Here is a 19,411-nt window from a genome sequence, read left to right on the forward strand (position 1 = left end):
ACGCGGTGACCGAGTCGACATCAGCGACCTCCATGTTCGAGTCGCCACGCGGCGTCGCGGGGTGAGCGCAGCGGCGGGGAACTGTCGTGCGGCACAAAGCTGTTCGCGACCGGTGTGGACTCGTGCACGGACTCGGTCGCGTGCATCCGTCCCGACCGCAGATGCACCGTGCGATCGCAGACCGCGGACATGTCCGCCACGTCATGCGAGATGACGATCAGCGTCAGACCGGAATCCCGCAGCCGCGCAAGAAGTTCGACGATGTCGGCCCGGCCTTCGGGGTCGAGGCCCGCGAGGGGCTCGTCGAGCACGACCACGTGCGGATGGCTCGCTACGATCGCGGCGAGCACCACCCGCTTGGCCTGTCCGCCGCTGAGTTCCTCGATGGAACGAGCGGCCAGTGCCCGGTCCAGTCCCACCGCGTCCAGCGCGCGCCCGACCGCACCCGACCCGGTGGCTCGCCCGCCCCAATCCGCGATCTCTGCGCCGACGGTCTGCTTCTGTAGTTGCAGCCGGGAATGTTGGAAGGCGAGTTCGACACGTCCGATCTGCTTGGCGACCGACTTACCGCCGAGTTCGCACCGGCCGGCACTCGGTTCGATCAGTCCGGCCATGATCCAGGCCAGGGTGGATTTGCCCGATCCGTTCCCGCCGACGACGAGCAGCGCTTCGCCGCGCCGGACCGAAAGGTCAACGCCGTGCAGTGCCGGTGCCTCCCAGGGGGTTCCGCGATTGTAGGTGTGCCGGACATCATGCAGTTCGAGGATCGTCTCGCCCATCGGCCTTTGCCTGGTGTCGCGCACCGGGTGCGGCCAGGCGGGGAGGTGCTCGACCGACCGTCCGGCGGCCAAGTGCACCACTCGGTCGGCCGCGGCGGCGTCGGCCTCGTGGTGGGTTACCAGCACTACGGCCATCGGGTGTCGTTTCGGTAGGTCCGCAAGCAGGTCGACCAGCTCGCGTCGGCCATCCGGATCGATCATCGAGGTCGCCTCGTCGGCGATCAACAGGGCGGGGCGCCGGGCCAGCGCCGCGGCGACCGCGAGCCGCTGCTGCTGCCCGCCGGACAGCGTGGCGGTCTCCTTCGCGCCCATGCCGCTCAGACCGACCTCGCCGAGCAGCGCATCGACATCCACCTCGTCGGCACGCTCGGTGGGCAATCCCCACACCACGTCGTCGGCGACGAGCACGCCCAGGGTCTGGCTTTCTGGCCGCTGCAAGACCAAGGCGGTTCCGCCGAGATGCCCGAGCCCAGCCGACCCGGGCCGCTCGATCCTTCCCGAGGTGGGGGGGAGCCCCGCGAGCAGCCGGGTCAGCGTTGATTTGCCCGATCCGTTGTGGCCGACCACCGCGACGAACTCGCCGACCTCGACGGTGAGATCGATGTCGCGCAGTGCGTCCTGCGCTGCCCCCGGATAGCGGAAACCGACGCTGCGCAAAGTAGCCGGCAGCGGCGCGATGGGCCGACCGTCGCGCGCCGCGTCGAGTCGATCCCGTCCAGGCAGCCAGACGAGCCGGTCCAGCACCGAGCCGAGCACGAACCAGGAGAACACTCCGGTGGCGATCATCCCTAGCGCGACACTGCCGCCGACCCATACCCACCACCAGCGAAGCGCCGAGTCGGTCAGGTCGGCAGCGGCCCGGCCGAGCGGGGCCAGCTGCGACTGACGCGCCGCGAGATCCTGGATGCCGCGCGAGGCGTTGCGAATGTTGTCGAACAGTAGGTCGCGGGCCGCGGACATCGCCAGCAGTGACCCGATGACGAACGCCGCCCACACGAGTCCCGTCAGCGCCGAGAGTCCGAGCACCGCGACGACGCCGCCGCTGCGCCGCTTGACCGTGCCGATGATCCCGCCCACGGTCGCCGAGGCGACCAATCCGATCGCGGGCGCGACACCCGCCGCGACGAAGGTGACCAGCGTGGCCGCGATGCTCGCGGTGACCAGGGTGCGCAGCCGATGACGGTGCGCGATCAACCCCATCGGCACCGCGGCGACCAGTTGCAACGCGGCCGCGAACGGAACTATCGAGCCAATGGTGACGAGGCCGACGGTCGCGCCCCCCAATACGGCGCCGGTCGCCAGCTCGATCGGACGCAGCGCTCCCCGCGCACCCGGTTCGCCCGCACTGGGCACTTCACTCACGGCACAAGTCTGCCAGTCCGAGGGCCACAGCTGGCTGCGGCGAAAACTTTCGCTGGTGTGCCACGTGTCAGGCGACCGGGGTGAGGGAGTATGCGGTGGGGTCGAGTTTTCGAATGGATTTGCGGTAACTGGTCTGCGAGCCGGGCCAGTTATTGGTGATCTGGCCCGCGGAGTTGCGATACCAACTGGAGCAGAAGTTCCACGGGGTGCGGGCGAGGCGCTGTTGCAGGGCGGTGTTGAAGGTCGCCTCGCGGTCCGCGCGGACGTCGAGGCAGTGACCGGGGCGCTCGGCGAGCAACTGGACGGCCTGCCGAATGTAGCGGGTCTGCGACTCGATCATGTAGATGATCGAGCCGACTCCGAGGTTGGTGTTCGGACCGTAGACCACGAAGAAGTTGGGAAAATCCGGCACCGAGATGCCGTAATAGGCGTGCGCTCCGTCAGCCCAGGCGTCCGACAGCTTGCGACCCGCGCGGCCGTAGATGTTCATCGGCCAGAGGAATTCGGTGCCCTTGAATCCCGTGCCGTAGATGAGCACATCGGTGTCGTGCACGACGCTGTCGGCTGTGCGTACGCCATGGGAGGTGATCTCGGTGATCGCGGTGGTTTCCACCCGCACGTTCGGCTGGGTCAGCGCCGGGTAGTAGTCATTGGAGAACAGGACTCGCTTGCAGCCGACCGGATAGTCCGGGGCGAGTGTGGCCCGCAGCCGCGGATCCTTGACTTGCCTGGCCAGATGCCGGGACGCGATGTGTGCGACCAGTCGCGCGATCGCGGGGACTTCGACCAGTCCGAGTGAGAGGAACTCCGCGATCGACCACCATCCGAACCGCTCGATCAGCAACGCTCCGGGCACCCGCGCGAACAGGCGGTGTTGGATCGGCGAGTACTCGGTGTCGAACTTCGGGACCACCCAGGCGGGCGTCCGCTGGAACAGGGTGAGGTGGGCGACCTCGGGCTGAATTTCCGGGATGAACTGGATGGCGCTGGCCCCGGTGCCGATGCAGGCGACGCGTTTACCGGTGAGGACGACGTCGTGGTCCCATTCTGCCGAGTGGAACGACGGGCCGGTGAAGGTGTCGATGCCGGGGATGCTCGGCATCGCCGGGCGGGAGAGTTGGCCCACCGCGGAGATCACGATGTCGACAATCCGGGTGTCGCCGTCGGTACTGCGCACCGTCCAGCGGCCGGTAGTCTCGTCGAACTCCGCGTCGGTGACGCCGGTGTCGAACCGGATCATGTCGAGCACGCCGTGGCGTTGGGCGACGTCGCGCAGGTAGTCGTGAATGGCGACCTGTCCGGAGTACCGCTGCGGCCAGTCCGGTTTGGGTTCGTACGAGAACGAGTACAGCGGTGACGGCACATCGCACGCGGCGCCGGGGTAGGTGTTCTCCCGCCACACCCCGCCGAGGTCTGCGGCGCGCTCCAGGATGGTGATGTCGTCGAAACCGTTGCGTCGCAGCTCGACCGCCATGCTGATGCCGCCGAAGCCGGCGCCGATAATGAGGATCGTCGGCCGATTGCCCGCTGTCACCTTGCGCTCCTCGCTGGACCGTAGATGACTCCACTCTAGGTGCCTCCGACCGCGCTATCGAGAATTTCGGCCATAATGTCGACGTGCAGCGGGTGCAGGATCCGGGAATCCGCGATTGGAACTTTCCGCGCGGTGTCGCGAGTGTGGCGCTGATGGTCGGCTACGCGGCCGAGTGCGGTGTCGACATCGCGCGCATGCTGCACTCCACCGGGCTCACCGAGCGGCAACTGCGCGACCCCGACGCGCAGATCGACGCGCACGCCGAACTCGCGGTGGTCCGCAATCTCGTCCGAGCGCTGCCGGACCGGCCCGCGCTCGGTGTCGAGGTCGGCTGCCGTTATCGGATCACGACGTTCGGCATCTTCGGCTTCGCGTGCATCAGCAGCCCGACGCTGGCGGAAGCGATCAGGTTCGCGCTGCGTTTCCTCGACTCGGGCTTCACCTTCTGCCTGCCGGTCGCGGAGTGGGGCGAGGGTGAGTTCGTCGCGTGGGTGCACGACGAGTCGGTGCCCGTCGACGTGCGGCAGTTCCTGGTCGAGCGGGACGTGACAGCTATGCATCAGGTGATGAGTGACCTGCTCGGCACGCACCTGCCACTGACCAGGGCCGAATTCCGTTTTCCGATGCCAGGCCATGCCGACCGGATCGAGCAGATCACGGTGGTGCGGCCGCGATTCGACATGCCGCACAACCTGTTCGCTATCGATCCGACGCTGCTGAAGCGGCCATTGCCGCAGGCGAATGAACACACCTGGGCGATGTGCCTTGCTCAGTGCCGGGACCTGGTGCACCGGCGTAGGGCCCGTACCGGCATCGCGGCCGAGGTTCGGGAGCGTCTGGTGCCGCGTGGCGGTGTCGAGGGATTCATCGCGCCGCCCGGAATCGACCCCGTGGCAAGCGATCTCACTATGAGCACGCGCACCTTGCGTCGGCGCCTCGACGCGGCGGGGACCAGCTATCGTGCCCTGTTGGACGAAGTTCGACGTGCCTTGGCCGAGGAAATGCTCACCGCTACCCCGCTTTCGGTGAGCGATGTCGCCATTCGCCTCGGGTACGCGGAGGCGTCCACCTTCATCTACGCGTTCAGGCGGTGGACCGGAGGTACTCCCGCTGCCTACCGCCGCGAACGCGCCGGCCACGTTCAGGTCGCTTCGCCGCGTCCTTTTCGACTACCGGTGTAGGCCAGTTCGCGGATTCTGCCGATGGCCGAGGGGAACAGCTGAACCTCGGGCGGACGGTTGAGCATGGGATCGAAATAGTCCGTGCGGTGTTCGGCGGGCTCCTCGTGACGCAGCGTGAGTTCGGCCATCCGCCGGGACGGCCTGCCGATGCCGCTCGCGGTGAGGGTGAAGGTCACCAGGTGATCGCGCAGGTGCGTGTCCATCGCGTCCAGCGACGCCGACCCCGGCTGGCCGGCGTCCGGCTCGGCGAAGAACCAGGTCGGCATGGACTTCCCGACCTGATAGGGCATCAGGGTGCCGTATCGGGCGCTGGCCCAGCCACGGGCGGGCGTGATCACGAATCGGCTCACCACCCCGAGGCCGGTCGTGGCCAAGGCGAAGTCCCAGGGTTCGTTATCGCGGTCGAGCACCCGGAACGCGAACCCGAGGACATCGGGCAGGCCCGCCGGAATACCCGCCCCCTTGGACAGTCGCGCGATAACAGCACGTTCTCCGCTACCGAAGAGGGGTTCGAACTCGGTCTCTGCGTGCAGTCGGCCCGACAGATGCAGGCCATCGGGGTGGAACACTCGCGCGTGCCGGATCCGCGCTCCCGTCGCGAACACGCCTTTCACCACTGCGGCTGGCAGGTCGACCATGGCGGGACCTCCGGGGTAGACATCGCTGATGCCTCCCGATTGCCCGGCCTTCGGGCGGGTAAACCGGCTCAGTCCGGTTGTACCCCGATCCGGCCGCCCATCGGTACCGTGCGGAAATGGGTTGTCAGGCGGTGGTTCTCATCGATGACGTGCAGGGTGACCGCCGGGTCCGGCGCATAGTCCATGACATGGTCGGGCAGTTCGAGTTCCCAGGCGCCGCCCAACACCGACGCGGTACTCGGGGCCACCAGCAAGGGACGTCCGGCGAACATCGTCGCCGTCGCCGAGTGGGCATGCCCGGTGAGCACGCCGATGATTCGGTCGTCGCCCGCGACCAGGTCCGCGAACTGCTGCGGGTCGGCGAGTGAGATCTCGTCGACGACCGGGCTGAACAGGTGCGCGGGCGGATGGTGCAACGCGAGCAGGACCGGTTCGCTGTCCGGCGCCGCGGCGAGTACGCCGCGCAGCCAGTCGTAGGTCTCGTCGGAGAGTCGGCCGCCCGGCTCGCCGGGGATGCTCGAATCCAGTAGGGCGACGGTGAGGTCGCCGACCCGATGGGCGTGGTTGACCGGCGCGTCCGACGCGGGTTCACCGAGCAGAGCGGTGCGAAAGCTCGCGCGGTCGTCGTGGTTGCCGGGGATGGCGTACACCGGGATATCGGTGTCGAATGTGCGCTTGGCCGCGGCGTACTGGTCCGACGCACCGGACTCGGTGATGTCGCCGGTCACCAGGACGGCGTCCGGCTTGCGACGCAGGTCGGCGAGGAACGACATGACCCGCCGCACACGTTCGGCGTTGCGGGCGCCGCCATCGAAGTGCGTGTCGCTGACCTGAGCCACCAGGATCATCGGCGTTCACTTTCGCTAGGGGGATCGTTTCTTGCGCTGGAGTGTGCTCGCGTCGCATCCGCAGCACGTCATCAGGCTAGATGAGCTGCGTCTTCCGCGTCGTTATGAGCCTCGCCACCGAACGGGAGCAGCCCGCTGGTCAGTGGGCGCCGCCATGACGGTCGGCTGGTCTTGCGGGCACGGGATGCTGGGTGCCGCGTCGACGCGGTCGGTGGTCGGGGTCTACTGCTCGGTGACCGCGACGGAGAGGGTGTGCAGGGCGCGTAGGAATGCTCGCCGATCCGCGGGGGTGAGCTGACCGAGTAGTCGGTCCTCTTGTGCTCGGATATCGTGCTGCGCGCGATCGCGCAGTGCCCGGCCCGACTCGGTGAGCGACACCAGGCGGGCGCGGCGGTCGACGGGGTCGGCGTCGCGGCCGATGAGTCCGCGTTCTTGGAGTTCGTCGAGCACGCCGATGATGCGGGTTTTGTCCGCGTGGATCTTCTTGGCCAGTGCGGCCTGGGTGTAAACGGGCTCGTCGCCGAGGCCGAGCAGCACTGCGTAGCCCCACATGGTCAGGCCGTTGCGCTCGAGTATGGGCAGCTCCGCCGCGATGAGGGCACGGCCGAGCGGCGCGATCATCGCGGCGAGATCGGGGCGCTGCACTGCCGGCATGAGTAGAAAATACTGCTTGGCAAATGATATGCATACGCTTACGATAAGCGAGGACTTATTATCTGAGCCGCGATCGCCGGGTGTGCGGCGGTCTCGGTCGTGCCGTTCGGGCGGGGTGATGCCCCGCATATCGAGAGGACTCACATGACCACCCATTCCGACAACAGCACCGCCGCCGCTCTGGTGCACGAAGTCGACCCGCGGCAAGTCACGCGTGATCTGATCGCGCTCGACGCACAAGCGGTCCGGGCCAGCATCGACGTGGTATCGCACGTCACCGCGGCGGAGCTGGCCGAGCCGACGCCCTGCACAGGCTGGACCCTGCACGGCCTGCTTGTGCACATGATCGCCCAGCACTACGGTTTCGCGGCGGCTTCTCGTGGTGACGGCGATCCGGCGTGGTGGCGGCCGCGTTTCCTGGGGACAGACCCGGTGGCGGACTACCGCGCGGCCGCCGAACATGTGCTCGAAGCTTTCGCTGGGGACGGCGTACTCGATCGGATGTTCCCCCTGCCGGAGGTCGCTGGCTCGTTCGAAGTCTCCGGAGCCCAGGCTGTCGGTTTCCACTTCATCGACTATGTCGTGCACTCGTGGGACGTTGCCCGAACTATCGGCCGCGCAGTCGATTTCGAGGACGGCCTGCTCGCCGCCGCCCTTCCGATAGCCGAGGCCGTTCCCCGCGGCGAGGCGCGTATGGCCCCAGGGTCCCCTTTCGCCCCGGAATTCGCCTGGTCCGGCGAATCACCGCTCGACGAAATACTGGCCCTTCTGGGCCGCTCGCCGAACTGGCCGGAATAGGCGGTTATTCGCTTGCGGTGAGCGGTGATCGGCGGCCGGGCAGCATGGCGGCGGCGCGCTCGAGAATCGCTTCCGCGGCGTCCGAATCAGCCGGCACCGGTCGCCAGAAGTCCGGATCGGGCGTCGCTCGCAGCGCCAGTTCCGGTGGTGTGCGCCACGACGCGGCCAGGCCGAGCTGCCAGGAGTGCAGGTAGGTCCGGTCGTACCGGTCGGACTTGTCGAACAGTGGGTCGCCGACGATCGGGTAGCCGATCCAGGCCAAATGCACGCGGATCTGATGGCGACGGCCGGTGATCGGGCGTAGCGCCAGGACAGTGTGTTCGTCGGTGCGGTGGACGGCGGCGAACTGGGTCACCGACGGATAGTTCTTGGCGTCGAGTAGGTCGGCCTGGTCGACGAACCACCGTTGCGACTCCTGTCGGATGCATTCGCGCGGCGCCGCGATTCGCACCCGGTTCTTGCGTCCGACGCTCAAGGGAAGATCGATCACGCCGGTGTCCGGAACTCCGGTGGCCGCGACGACGGCCAGGTACGTCTTTTCGGCGGTCTGTTTGTTGAACTGCCTGGTCAGCTCGCCATGCGCACCGAGTTCCTTGGCGAACAGGATCAGGCCGGAGGTCGCCTTGTCGATCCGGTGCACCGGATACAGTGTCTCGCCCGCGGCGGCAGCGAGCTCCACGAGGTCGGTGTCGTGGCGTTCGCCGGTGACGGATATTCCGGCCGGCTTGTGCAACGCCAGAATCGTCGCGTCCTCCTCGACGAGGGAATGCGCGCGCAGCAGTGACCAGTCCTTCTCCACCTGGACGAGCCTAGGGGGCCCGGCACGACCGCGCCGCGGGACCTAGCTGCTCGTGCTGTTGTGGCGCAGCACGTGTGGACGGAGCCGGGTGAAGCCGCGTACCCGGACACTGCGCAGGTTCTTGACGCTGAACTCCGCATCGTCCGCCAGCGCGTCGGCGGCGATGTCATCGATCAGCACGGTGCCGGGTCGCGCGACTCCGGTGAGCCGGGACGCGATATTCACCACCGAGCCGTACAAGTCGCCGAACCGTTGCAGCACTGGCCCGTAGGCCAGGGCGACGCGCAACTCCGGATTGCCGCCGACCATCATGGTCGACTCCTGGATCGCCAGCGCGATCCGGGCGGCGTCGGCGGCGTTCGTCGCGGCGAACATCACTTCATCGCCGACATTCTTGACCACCCACCCGCCGTTCTCGGTAATGGCGGCGGTGGTGGTGGACTCGAATGCCTCGAGCAGCATGGACAACTCGTCGGGGTGCAGGTGCCTGGTCAGCCGGGTGTAGCCGACCATGTCGGCGAAGCCTACGGCCAGTTCCCGAACCGACTCACCCACCGTGGTCGCGGGGTCCAGCGAACGGGACACCGCCGCAGCGAGATGCCGACGCCAGGCGTAGGTGTTCAGTTGCTCCAGCGTGGCGATGGCGCCCTCGGTCGCAGCGCGCACCGTCTCGGCCGGGTCGGCGTCCGGTTCCGACTCGGCGATGCGTTCGGCGACCTCCGCGAGCAGCACATCGACCTGCCATTCCGCCAGGCGCGCCATGCCCTGCCCGAGCGTCCGCGCGGTGGCCGCCTGCTGACGTTTGTCGGCTGAGGAGAAGACGTTCATCCGCTGGAAGTTGCCGACCGCGGCGATGTCGGCGTCGGTGTAGTCGATCGCCTCCTCGTCCACGTTGGAGGGGAAACCGAGTGCCGTCCACAGCCGGCGGGTCAGTGCCTCGGTAGTCCCGGTCCGCTCGGCGACCTCGGCGCGGTTGTACCGTCGCGGTCCGTCGAGCAGGCACGACTCCACAACCGATTGCACCAATGCGGAGTTCTCTTTGGGCACCATGATCGGTACATTACGGGCGCGCGAAGGTCGCGTGACTTTGCCGCACGGTGTGCGCACCCTCGCGCTATCGTGCACGACCGCCGACCTTTCGCGGCGGATGCTCGTACGCGTCGGTGATCGGCGGCGTGTACACGACCTCCGCACAGTTGACGCAGACATGGAGGCGGTGAATGTCGCCCCCGGGTAAGCACGCCAACGAGCCGACGAGCATGCTCTTCGGCCTGAACTGTTGTCCGCAGTGCGGGCAGGTGCCGGGCCGCGGTACGGCCCATCTGCCATCGGGCACAGCGGTAGAGGCGCTGGGGCTCGACTCCGTCGGTGAGTCGGTAGACGGGCCGCGGGTCATCGAACATATTTTCGATTTGTCGCGGTCTGATTGATATCTCGTGTTTCGCGATCAGGCGGCAGCGTTCTCCCAGGCCAGCCGGATGCTGCGGATTTGATTGGGAGTGGGGTCGCCGGGCAGGTCGGCACAATATTGGGCCGCGATCAGCGTGCGCCGCAGCTTGGCGAGCATGTCGGGATAGCTGGGATGGGTCTTGGTCGTATGCCAGCGGGCATGCTCGGCAACGACGGCGGGTGAGTGCCCGGCCAGGTGGTACCAGAGGATCACCAGCGTCTGGACGAGCATCCCGAACGGGACGGTGCGCTCCACCGCAAGGCGGGTGCGGTTTCGGGCCGCCCCGGCACCGGTAATGATCTTTGCCTGAAAGAGCGCCACCTCGATGGCCCACCTCGCGGAGTACCTCTCGATGAGTTCGGCTGCCGCAGTGGTGGTGTCGGTGGTCAGCAGCATCATAGTCGGGCGGCGGGATTCGCGCACCACGATGACGCGCACCGGCTGGGAGCGGAAGGCGCCGTACCACAGGCAGCGGCGTTCGTGCACGATCACGGTGGCAGTTCGACCGTAGCGGGTCACCGTGACCTCGACCCCCGGCGTGGTGGCAGCCAGATCGGCCGGGGTGCCGATCCGGTCGCCCCGGGTGCGGGCCGCCCCCTCCTGCCGCGCATATTCGGCGGCTCGTCCACCTCGGGATGCACCTCGAACAGCGCAGCGTTGCGCGGCAGCGGCCGGTCAACGTCACATTCACTGGCAGCTGCCGCAGGGTGCTGCACACGTAGGCGCTGTCGGCGACGACATGGATAACACGGTCGGAGCGGGCCGCGGCGATCCGGGCGATCAGCTCGCGCGCGAGAACGGTCTTGGTGGGGCCACCGGGGCTCCACAGCCGGAACAGCACCGGCAACGTGATCGGACGGTCCGCGAACGGCAGCTCGACCAGCACCGCGGCGACCACGAACGTTGTGCCGCGGGAGAGTTTGGCCTGCCCTTTGGCGACCTGGCGGGAACCGTCGTAGGCCCACACCGCGCCGTGTACCTTTTTGCCGCTGCGCCGGAACAGCGTGTCATCGACCGCGATCAGCAGTGGCGCGCTGGTGGGGGTGAGCCAGCCGACGACCAGTCCTAGCATGATGAGGCCGACCTGGTCGAGACTCCAACGGGCAGAAGCGAAGTACCGGTGTGCGCGACTGTGATGCCCCCCATCCGGGCGGCGAGAAACATGCCACACATGGTGCGCTGGGCCGGTGCGGCGATCAACCCCACGACCAACGCGACGAACGTGACAAAGGTCGGCGTGGTGAAACACGGCCGGAACGCGTCTAGCAAGGGTCGCAACGGCTTCGGCACCGCAGGGATCGACACAAACCGCCGATCATCACCGCACCGACACTGTCGTGATCGCCCGACACGCCGACCAGGCCACCGCATGTCGCACACGTCAGCATGTCCCCCGGCGCCATGCACACTCTGAATACGCTAACTATAGTGATCTGTAAGCAGCCGATTTTCGTTATGTAGCCGGCGAACCCGGAGGCGAGTTCTCACGGTGCGCTCTGTAGTAGACGAGTTGTCGCTATCCATGGGCCGGTCGCTGTCCGGCGATGTGACTGGTTGTGATGGGTATCAGCGTGTCGGGTCCGGGAGCCGGTCCAGGAAGTCTGCGGTGTGCGAGGCGATCTCGGCCAGATGGGTTTCCAGGGCGAAGTGGCCGGTGTCGAACAGGTGTAGTTCGGCGTCGGGGACGTCGGTCAGGTAGGCGTGTGCACCGGGGGTCGGGAAGAAGGGATCGTTTGCGCCCCAGACGATCAGCGTGGGCGGGGTGTGCTTGCGCAGCCAGGCCTGCCAGGCGGGGTAGCAGGCGATGTTGGACTTGTAGTCGAAGGCGAGCGCCACCTGCGCTGCCTTGCGGCCGGGCAGATCGAGGAAATGTTGATCCAGCAGCCAGGATTCGGGCGAGAGCAGGTCGAGGTCGGCGACGCCGGTCTCGTACTGGCCGCGGGTGCCTTCGAGGGTGAGCAGGTCGCGAATGGTGCCCTCGGCTCCGTGCTGTTCGGGACGCAGCGCGGTGAATTCGCGTGCGCCGTCGGACAGCCCTGCCTCGTAGGCGTTCGCGTTCTGGACGACCAGACCCGCCACCCATTCCGGATGGCGCTGCGCGAGCCGCAAGCCCACCGGGGCGCCGAAGTCGAACAGGTACATGGCGAACCGGGTCAGGCCCAGCCGTCGCACGAAACCCTTGGTGATATCGGCCAAATGGTCGAATGTGTACTCGAAATCGACTGGCGCCGTGGTGTTTCCGAAGCCGGGGTAGTCGGGCGCGATCATCCGGTACCGATCGCCGAGCACGTCGATGAGCCGCCGGAACTGGTGGGAGGCGGACGGGAACCCGTGCAGTAGTAACAGCGTCGGGGCATCGGCACGAGTGGGCACGGACTCCCGGTAGAAGACCTCGACGCCGTCGATCTCGATGTGGCGGTGGTGAACCAGCGGCAGACTCACAACGATCACATGCTTTCTCTCGAAGATAATGCATTAGGTCTACCTGGCCAATATCTAATGTGTCAACCTACTCCTGTAGCATTAGTGACATGAGTGAGGTAGCGCCCTTGGTCGGTGAGCCGCTGGCCCTGGACCTGGTCAACACCCATCTGGCTGATACCGACTTGCTGTGCACCCCCGATCAACTCGCCGACTGGCTGCGTCTACAGGCCGATCGACTCCCCGAACCACCTCTCGAACATCCGACCGCCGCAGACCTGGACCAGGTCCGCCGAGTGCGCGAATACCTCGCGACAGTGCTGGACGCACTGCTGCACGACCGCCGCCCATCCGTGGCCGCACTGCACGGACTCAACCAGGTGCAATCCGCCGCACCAGCAATCCGGCACGTGGAATGGACCGACGGTGCACTCACCGCCACCGTGCGGCGCACGGGCCCGGCCGGTACCCGGTTGGCTGCCTTCCTCGCCGAGTTCGCCGTCGATTTGCTTGCCAACCAGGCGATATCCCGACTGAAGCAGTGCGAAGCCGAGGACTGCGTCCTGCTGTTTCTCCCCGCCCATCCTCGCCGCCGCTGGTGCTCGGCGCAGCGCTGCGGTAACCGAGTCCGTGTCGCCCGCTACTACGACCGGCACACCGCTAGAGATCGCGACAGCACCGTGTGAATCTCCGCGGCATCCCGACGCGTGACGCTCACCGGCAACCACGTACATGAACTGAGCAGGTTTGCCTTCACCGTCAAGGCCTTGGTCGGATATGTCTGGTCGCCTGTTCGATGCCAAGGTCGGCGAGATCGACTGAGACTGCCCGGCAGCCGCTTACGGATCGGTTTTACCTGGTCGCGGCGGAATCGTCCTGGTGGCTAACCGAGCCTGTATAGATCTATGCGCCCGATGTCGGGCAAGGCCGTCGTACGCATCGAACACCCGTTCCCCGAAAAGTGCGAAACTGGAGTTGATATGGCGAGACGGACGCACCACTGTGCGGGCGAGGTGATCCTGGGTCGATCACTTGCTCCGGCATCGAACGCCCGATTCCGGTCGGAGGACGCCCTGGCGACCAACCTCGACAACGTCATCCAGATCCCGCGCCGGGCGGACTCGTGATAGACGCGGTATGGGCGGTAGCACGAGCAATCCCCGCAATCGTCGTCATCGACCGACCGATTACGGCACAGCGCACCGGTCCGACTCGACCTGTGGGTCGGCGGTGGACCATTTCGCCGCGGCAACGGTGTACGCATTGATCAGGTGGGGTTCGTGGACCTGTCGCAGTTCGTACTTGTGGCCGAACCGATCTCGGTAGGCCTGAAACCAGGCGGCTTCGTCCGCGAGGAACAGGATGTCGTGCTTGGCCATATGGCGAACGACGATCAGTGGCGTCGGTGCGCGGTTGACGGCGAACTGCGGGTTGTGCACCGCCGGGGCGGGGCATTGTGGATGGAACTGCCCGATCATCAATCCCCTGGCGAGCGCCTTGTCCTTGATCTTTCGATGCACTTCGTCGATGAGGTGCCACTGGTTGTCCGGCATGGTGAGCAAGGCCACGATCAGGGCTTGCTTGCTCGTTTTAGAGACTTGCCAATCGGTTTCTTCGAACGCCGTGAGCGAGTCGGACACGATGCGTTCCAGGTGCTCGGGCGTGTGTCGCGGTTCCCAATCCGCGGTGCGGAACACGATGCCTCCTGCCGCCAGGGAGGGCTTCACGAACGGGCATACGGCGCCGCGCCGTCCCAATTCCGGATGTGGCTGTGTGACATAGCCCGTCAGCCACTCGCGCAGAACCTGTTGTGTCGCGGGGTCGATCTGGTCGATGATCGTCGCGGTCATCCTAGGTTCCGCCGTACATCGTGGTGTAACTCATCGATGATCTGTTCAGTCACGTGCGGCACGGTGACGATATGCGCCCGCGTTTCCTCGGTGGCCAGGTGGTATTTGCTGCATATCCACTCGGCGGGGCGGTCGAAGACGACGACGATCGATGCGGGATGCCGGGTCGGGCGCAACCCGGCGTCGGCCAGCTTCTTTGTGGCGTACTCGGCCGTGTCGAGGGCCCTGCGGGCATTGCGCTCCAGGCCCGCTATTCCCTTGGCCGCCAGGGCATACCAGAGCAGCGCACTGGCCAGTCCGCTGCGCGAACAGCTGAGGGTGGAGTCGGTGGCCCCGACATACTCACCTCCGACTCTGGAGTCGACCAGCTCCGATCGGCACAGCGCCAATGCACACGGCACCGGCATGCCGAGCCCTTTGTGCATGCTTACTGCGACGCTGCCGACTTCGGGCCGGGCGAACCCCCACGACTCCCGCTCGGCGGTGAACGGCACGATGAGCCCGCCGAGGGCGGCATCGGCGTGAACATAGACCTGGTCTGCTGCCGCGGTGGCCCCGATGATCGCGTCGACATCGTCGATCGCACCGGTCATGGTGGTGCCGATCGTCGCGACTACGACGGCGCCTCGGCCCGTGTGGTCGCGGCATTCGCGGGCGAGGGCATCGGCGTCGATCCGACCCTGGTCGTCGCACGCGACGACAACCAATTCCTTGCGCATCAGCCGGGCGCTCTTGTGAATGCTGTAGTGCGCTGCCGCACTGCAGTAGATCCTGGCTTCGGGAAGCAGCGTGCAGCCGCGGTCCAGCCCGAACTGATTGGCTTCACTGCCGCCGGCGGCCACATATCCATAAATCTGCCGTGGGTCGGCGTTGGCGAGCTCGGCCATGAACTCGACCACGGAACGCTCCATGACCTTGGCGCTGACATTCGACTTCTCGTCACTGCCCGGGTCGCCGACATTGTTCACGAAGATGTCGAGCAGACCGGCAAATCTGCTGAAACTGAAGTCGAGATTGCCGGGGAAGCCGAGTACGTAGGGCTCCTCTGCCCGCATTTCCGCGATGAAGGCATCGAGGGGCTCGAGCAGGTCTCGCTCGGGCCGGGGGGATTGCCCGATCCTGTATTGGTCGGACCGTGTCTGGTTCATTCGCACCAACTTGATTCGTCAATTCATAGAAGGCTGGCTGAGTGTGTCGGAGATTTGGCGACGCGACACCTCTCGTGCGGTGTCGGACATTGCTTCGCTCCGTGCGTCAGCACCGCGGATCGTGCACCGATGGCCTTTCGGCGGATCGAGGCAAGATTCGCGTGTCTGCTTTCGCGCCGATCGGATCGCGGCGGCTTCGTCCTCGTCGAGGTCGAAGCGTTGCCGTAGCGGGGAGTCGGCTTGTGTAGTGGCCTGACGTGCACGGATCGGCCTTGGGTGGCCGGGAATTCGAAACTGGCATGAAGTGCACAATGCGGCGTGGCCTGGTCGGTCTGCCACCTACTTTCACGCCGAACGGCCTGCGCCAATCGAGCTACCGCGGCCTGGAGCTCCGGGCCTGAACGTGAACCGGAAAATCGACTGGACGGTACTCTTTGAACTGCGCTGAGCTCAAAAAGCGAGTCTTCCCGCTGTCGAGAAGAAAGTTTGGACGCGTGTCCAGTGGCATCGGTCCACTGGCGCGCCAGCGCATCGTGGCGGCCCGGGCGATGCGGTGGCTGCGTGACCGGCGGAATCGGATAGATTGGGGCGAGAGTGCTGCCTTGGCGAGGTGGACCGCCGGGGGTGGACGGGAGGAGGCTCGGTGGACACGAATGCGGAGGCCGCTACTGGCCCCGCGACCTTCGACGAGCTGGTGATCGAACTCCGTGGTCGGATGGATACGTTGTCCAACTCGCATAAGAAGCTCGCGCAGCGAGTGTTGTCGGATCCCGAAGCGGTCGCGTTCATGACCGTCTCCGAACTCGCGAGCGCGGTCGGGGTCAACGAGGCCACGGTCGTTCGCTTTGCCAATGGGCTGGGGTTGAAAGGGTATCCCGGGCTGACCCGATTGTGTCGGGAACGGTTGCAGGAGCAGGCCCAATTGCTGCGCCGCTTCGACAATCTCGAACACCTCGCCGCCGAGGGGGCGGGCCTGCGTGAACACACCGTGGCGCTGGATCAGGCCAATATCGCCCGGACGTTCGCGCGCATCGATGACGCGATGTGGGAGTCGGTTGCTGAGCAGCTGGCCCATGCGCCCCGCGTGCATGTGATGGGTCTGCGCAAATGCCACGCGCCCGCGTATCTGCTGAGTTACTTGCTCGGCATGTTGCGTGAGGACGTGTCGACGGTCGATGCCAGCGCCGGATCCCTGACCGACGAACTTCGGCGGGTGCGTGCTGGCGATTGCTTCGTGGCGATGTCGATCCATCGCTACAGCCGCGACACCGTGCGTGCCGCGCAGTGGGCTCGACAGCGTGGTGCGCACGTCATCGCACTGACCGATACCGCCGTCTCGCCGTTGGCGGTGTCGGCGCACGACACGTTCTACATCGAGGCGTCCAGCGCCAGCGTGCTGCGCTCGATGACCGCGTTCACCTCCCTCGCCCAGGCGATGACCGGCGAGGTCGCCCATCTGCTCGGTCATCGGGTGCGCGCGACACTGCTCGAGGAGGAGAAACTGCTGGGCGAGTTCGGCGTCTACGTTTCCGATACCGCGGGCGAATAGCGCCGACCTACTCCGCCGGCGCCAGTTGTACCGCGGCCGTTCGACGCTGATGAATCAGGCCCGCGCCGACGGCAACGCCGGTGACTGTCAGGGTCAAGGCGAGCGGGGTCCGAGTGTCGGAGGTCGACGCCATCCCGCAGACGATACCCAGCAGAATTGCTCCGACCGCATAGGACAGGTACGGGGCGCCCCACATCCGCACCGGCAGATCGGCGATCTGCGCGGCGGTCTTGTTGCGGCGTCCGACGATTTGGGTAGCGCAGATGCACAGATAGACCATGACCGCGATCGCGCCCGAGGAACTGAGCAGGAACGTGAAAACCGCCCCGGTGGGCAGGAAGTAGTTCGCCACCACCGCGAGGAATCCGGCACTCGAGGCGGCGAGGACACCGGCGACGGGCACCCCGGAACGGGCGGTGGTACCGAGCAGGCGAGGGGCTTCACCGCGACGTGACAACGCGAACAGCATCCGCGAAGACGAGTACAGGCCTGAGTTCAAGCACGACAACACGGCGGTGAGCACGATCAGATTCATGATGGTCTGCACACCCGGAACTCCCAGCAGGTCCAGCACCGCGGCATAGGGGCTCTCGGTGACTTGGGTTGCGTTCCAGGGCAACAGCGTGACGACGACGAGGATGGAGCCGACGTAGAAGATCAGGATGCGTCCGGCGATACTGCGCATGCTCGCGCGCACCGCCTGGACCGGATCTGTCGCCTCGCCCGCGGCGATCGTCACCAGTTCGGTGCCGAAGTAGGAGAAGAAGACCGTCAACGATGCGACGAGCAACGGCGCGAGCCCATTCGGGAACAGGCCGCCGTTCCCGAGCAGGTTCGTCGTTCCTGGCGTGTGGAAGTGCGGGAACAGACCGCAGACCGCGGCGATACCGATTCCGATGAAGGCCACGATCGCAATCACTTTGATCATGGCGAACCAGAACTCGAAACGGGCGAAGGAGGTCACCGCCGCCAGGTTCACGCCGGTCAGTGCGCTCATGAAGATCAGCGAAAACAGCCAGGTCGGTAGTGCGGGCAGGAGCTGATTGGCGATCGCCGCGCCTGCGATGGCCTCGAAAGCGACGGTGACACACCAGTGATAGGCGTATACCCACCCGACCGATAGCCCCGCCCAGGAACCGAGTTCGCGGGAGGCGTAGCTGGAGAACGACCCGGTCTCGGGGCTGGCTGTAGCCAGTTCGGCGAGCATCCGCATCACCAGGATGATGACCAGGCCGGTGCACAGATAGACGAGGACGATGCCCGGTCCGACCGCGGAGATCGCCTTACCGCTGCCGACGAACAGTCCGGCGCCGATGACCCCGCCGATACCGATCATCGTCAACTGGCGAGTGTTGATGCTGTGCTGCAGATTCCCTGAGGTGGGCACGATGCCTTCTTCCGTGGCCGTGGGAGGTGACCCAGATAACTGATTGTGTGTCATGAAACACGGTCAGCACGGCGTGAGCAATAGATTTTGCATATACGTTATGCAATGCAATTTCTATGGCATAGTGTGGGGACGGCTCGTGACCGGGTGGACCCGGCCGCGGCCCGCGGTGGCTCGCGATCGGCTGGTCTGCCTGCCCCGCACCGTATTTCCATGCCGGAAGAAGAAGTGAGGCCCCATGTCGACTGTGCTGGTCAACAGATCCGGTTCTGTCGCGACACTTGCGCTCAACCGCCCAGAACGCCTGAACGCGGTCAATGAAGAGCTGTATCGCGTGCTGATCGTCGAACTGGTTGCGGCCGATTCCGATCCAGATATCCGCTGTGTCGTTCTCACCGGCACCGGACGGGCATTCTGCGTCGGCGCCGACCTGAAAGCGCACAAGTCGGGTACCAGGACTCCTGCCGAGCAGGCGCGCTACCTCGACCTCGGTCAGCGTGCCTGCGAACAGATCCAGACGATGGGAACGCCGGTGGTGGCGGCGGTCAACGGCTATGCCCTCGGGGCCGGCGCCGAACTGGCGGTGAGCGCGGACTTCCTCGTCATGGCCGAGGACGCGCAGATGGGGTTTCCCGAGGTGAGTATCGGCACCTTTGTCGGCGGGGGTGTGACCAACCGCCTTCCGCGCCTGGTCGGCCTGCGCCGCGCCACGGACCTGCTGATTCTCGGGGACCGGTTCACCGGCAAGGAGGCACTCGATTGGGGGCTGGCCCATTCCGTGACAGCCACCGACCTGCTGCTCGAGTCGGCCACTGAGCTGGCCGAAACCCTCGCGGCGAAGGCGCCGCTGGCAGTGGCTCGGATGAAAGCGGCACTGCGCCGCAACGATCCGCTCGACGTCGCGTTCGCCACCGAGCCGCGGGAGCTTCTCGAATTGATGGCGACCAGGGACTGGGCCGAGGGCGTCGCGGCGTTCGCCGAACGCCGCGCCCCGCTTTTCGAGGGAAAGTAGG

Annotated in this window: 18 protein-coding genes and 1 pseudogene; 6 read left to right on the plus strand and 13 right to left on the minus strand. The window is 66.2% G+C overall.

Annotation, left to right across the window (positions count from 1 at the left end):
• Positions 1-20: 20 nt before the first annotated feature.
• Both AB0C34_RS13305 and AB0C34_RS13310 read right to left on the minus strand, forming a co-directional pair.
• Positions 21-2,141 (minus strand): ATP-binding cassette domain-containing protein, encoded by a 2,121-nt coding sequence (locus tag AB0C34_RS13305; protein ID WP_357070911.1) that lies wholly within the window; start codon positions 2,139-2,141, stop codon positions 21-23.
• Between the two features lie 67 nt (positions 2,142-2,208).
• On the minus strand, positions 2,209-3,675 hold the full coding sequence (locus AB0C34_RS13310; RefSeq protein WP_357070914.1) for an NAD(P)/FAD-dependent oxidoreductase: 1,467 nt from the start codon (positions 3,673-3,675) through the stop codon (positions 2,209-2,211).
• 83 nt (positions 3,676-3,758) lie between these two features.
• On the opposite strand from AB0C34_RS13310, the gene AB0C34_RS13315 reads away from it, so the two are divergent.
• Positions 3,759-4,856 (plus strand): AraC family transcriptional regulator, encoded by a 1,098-nt coding sequence (locus AB0C34_RS13315; RefSeq protein ID WP_357070917.1) that lies wholly within the window; start codon positions 3,759-3,761, stop codon positions 4,854-4,856.
• Here the strand turns inward: AB0C34_RS13315 and AB0C34_RS13320 are convergent.
• The 3 genes from AB0C34_RS13320 to AB0C34_RS13330 form a co-directional block, all read right to left on the minus strand.
• Complete coding sequence (locus tag AB0C34_RS13320; RefSeq protein ID WP_357070920.1) at positions 4,817-5,494, minus strand: phosphodiesterase; 678 nt, start codon at positions 5,492-5,494, stop codon at positions 4,817-4,819. The two genes, AB0C34_RS13315 and AB0C34_RS13320, sit on opposite strands and share 40 nt — an antisense overlap.
• Before the next feature lie 68 nt (positions 5,495-5,562).
• Positions 5,563-6,342, minus strand: coding sequence for a metallophosphoesterase (locus AB0C34_RS13325; protein ID WP_357070923.1), 780 nt, complete (start codon positions 6,340-6,342; stop codon positions 5,563-5,565).
• A gap of 222 nt (positions 6,343-6,564) precedes the next feature.
• A complete protein-coding gene (locus tag AB0C34_RS13330) occupies positions 6,565-6,996 on the minus strand; it encodes a MarR family transcriptional regulator (RefSeq protein ID WP_357070927.1) in 432 nt (143 codons plus the stop codon).
• Positions 6,997-7,140: 144 nt separating this feature from the next.
• Here AB0C34_RS13330 and AB0C34_RS13335 point away from each other — a divergent pair, with 144 nt between their 5' ends.
• The gene (locus tag AB0C34_RS13335) at positions 7,141-7,794 is read left to right on the plus strand and encodes a TIGR03086 family metal-binding protein (RefSeq protein ID WP_357070930.1); all 654 of its coding nucleotides are present in this window, start codon (positions 7,141-7,143) and stop codon (positions 7,792-7,794) included.
• A gap of 4 nt (positions 7,795-7,798) precedes the next feature.
• Here the strand turns inward: AB0C34_RS13335 and AB0C34_RS13340 are convergent, their stop codons facing one another.
• From AB0C34_RS13340 to AB0C34_RS13360, 5 genes and pseudogenes are all read right to left on the minus strand, one after another.
• Positions 7,799-8,593 carry an RNA pseudouridine synthase gene (locus AB0C34_RS13340; protein WP_357070933.1) on the minus strand — a complete coding sequence of 265 codons (795 nt, stop codon included), beginning with the start codon at positions 8,591-8,593 and terminating at the stop codon, positions 7,799-7,801.
• A 42-nt stretch (positions 8,594-8,635) separates the two neighbouring features.
• Entirely contained in the window at positions 8,636-9,640 is a 1,005-nt protein-coding gene (locus AB0C34_RS13345; RefSeq protein ID WP_357071360.1) for an adenylate/guanylate cyclase domain-containing protein, read from the minus strand.
• A gap of 400 nt (positions 9,641-10,040) precedes the next feature.
• Positions 10,041-10,562 (minus strand): hypothetical protein, encoded by a 522-nt coding sequence (locus AB0C34_RS13350; protein WP_357070936.1) that lies wholly within the window; start codon positions 10,560-10,562, stop codon positions 10,041-10,043.
• Positions 10,563-10,674: 112 nt separating this feature from the next.
• Positions 10,675-11,292, minus strand: a pseudogene (locus AB0C34_RS13355) (transposase); the annotation flags it as partial.
• A gap of 317 nt (positions 11,293-11,609) precedes the next feature.
• Positions 11,610-12,485, minus strand: a complete 876-nt coding sequence (locus tag AB0C34_RS13360) for an alpha/beta hydrolase (RefSeq protein ID WP_357070939.1) — start codon at positions 12,483-12,485, stop codon at positions 11,610-11,612.
• 89 nt (positions 12,486-12,574) lie between these two features.
• On the opposite strand from AB0C34_RS13360, the gene AB0C34_RS13365 reads away from it, so the two are divergent.
• A complete protein-coding gene (locus tag AB0C34_RS13365) occupies positions 12,575-13,150 on the plus strand; it encodes a CGNR zinc finger domain-containing protein (protein ID WP_357070942.1) in 576 nt (191 codons plus the stop codon).
• A 294-nt stretch (positions 13,151-13,444) separates the two neighbouring features.
• The gene (locus tag AB0C34_RS13370; protein WP_357070945.1) at positions 13,445-13,591 is read left to right on the plus strand and encodes a hypothetical protein; all 147 of its coding nucleotides are present in this window, start codon (positions 13,445-13,447) and stop codon (positions 13,589-13,591) included.
• A gap of 60 nt (positions 13,592-13,651) precedes the next feature.
• Here the strand turns inward: AB0C34_RS13370 and AB0C34_RS13375 are convergent, their stop codons facing one another.
• The gene (locus tag AB0C34_RS13375; RefSeq protein ID WP_357070948.1) at positions 13,652-14,314 is read right to left on the minus strand and encodes a DUF6875 domain-containing protein; all 663 of its coding nucleotides are present in this window, start codon (positions 14,312-14,314) and stop codon (positions 13,652-13,654) included.
• Positions 14,311-15,462, minus strand: coding sequence for a histidine decarboxylase (locus tag AB0C34_RS13380; protein ID WP_357070951.1), 1,152 nt, complete (start codon positions 15,460-15,462; stop codon positions 14,311-14,313). The genes AB0C34_RS13375 and AB0C34_RS13380 overlap by 4 nt, the downstream gene beginning before the upstream one ends.
• 643 nt (positions 15,463-16,105) lie before the next feature.
• Between AB0C34_RS13380 and AB0C34_RS13385 the strand changes: the two genes are divergently transcribed.
• Positions 16,106-17,011 carry a MurR/RpiR family transcriptional regulator gene (locus AB0C34_RS13385; RefSeq protein ID WP_357070954.1) on the plus strand — a complete coding sequence of 302 codons (906 nt, stop codon included), beginning with the start codon at positions 16,106-16,108 and terminating at the stop codon, positions 17,009-17,011.
• 7 nt (positions 17,012-17,018) lie between these two features.
• Here AB0C34_RS13385 and AB0C34_RS13390 read toward each other — a convergent pair whose 3' ends face one another.
• Complete coding sequence (locus AB0C34_RS13390) at positions 17,019-18,398, minus strand: amino acid permease (protein ID WP_357070957.1); 1,380 nt, start codon at positions 18,396-18,398, stop codon at positions 17,019-17,021.
• Between the two features lie 238 nt (positions 18,399-18,636).
• Between AB0C34_RS13390 and AB0C34_RS13395 the strand changes: the two genes are divergently transcribed.
• Positions 18,637-19,410 (plus strand): enoyl-CoA hydratase/isomerase family protein, encoded by a 774-nt coding sequence (locus AB0C34_RS13395; RefSeq protein WP_357070960.1) that lies wholly within the window; start codon positions 18,637-18,639, stop codon positions 19,408-19,410.
• The last annotated feature ends 1 nt before the right edge of the window (position 19,411 follow it).

Origin of the sequence: Nocardia sp. NPDC049220, from assembly GCF_040647855.1 — a bacterium.
GTDB lineage: Bacteria > Actinomycetota > Actinomycetes > Mycobacteriales > Mycobacteriaceae > Nocardia.

Bases quoted from the DNA above. Each gene is read 5' to 3' on its own strand.
- AB0C34_RS13330 (WP_357070927.1), bottom strand. From the start codon at position 6,996: ATGCCGGCAGTGCAGCGCCCCGATCTCGCCGCGATGATCGCGCCGCTC.
- AB0C34_RS13375 (WP_357070948.1), bottom strand. From the start codon at position 14,314: ATGACCGCGACGATCATCGACCAGATCGACCCCGCGACACAACAGGTT.
- AB0C34_RS13325 (WP_357070923.1), bottom strand. From the start codon at position 6,342: ATGATCCTGGTGGCTCAGGTCAGCGACACGCACTTCGATGGCGGCGCC.
- AB0C34_RS13320 (WP_357070920.1), bottom strand. From the start codon at position 5,494: ATGGTCGACCTGCCAGCCGCAGTGGTGAAAGGCGTGTTCGCGACGGGA.
- AB0C34_RS13395 (WP_357070960.1), top strand. From the start codon at position 18,637: ATGTCGACTGTGCTGGTCAACAGATCCGGTTCTGTCGCGACACTTGCG.
- AB0C34_RS13365 (WP_357070942.1), top strand. From the start codon at position 12,575: ATGAGTGAGGTAGCGCCCTTGGTCGGTGAGCCGCTGGCCCTGGACCTG.
- AB0C34_RS13380 (WP_357070951.1), bottom strand. From the start codon at position 15,462: ATGAACCAGACACGGTCCGACCAATACAGGATCGGGCAATCCCCCCGG.
- AB0C34_RS13370 (WP_357070945.1), top strand. From the start codon at position 13,445: ATGGCGAGACGGACGCACCACTGTGCGGGCGAGGTGATCCTGGGTCGA.
- AB0C34_RS13335 (WP_357070930.1), top strand. From the start codon at position 7,141: ATGACCACCCATTCCGACAACAGCACCGCCGCCGCTCTGGTGCACGAA.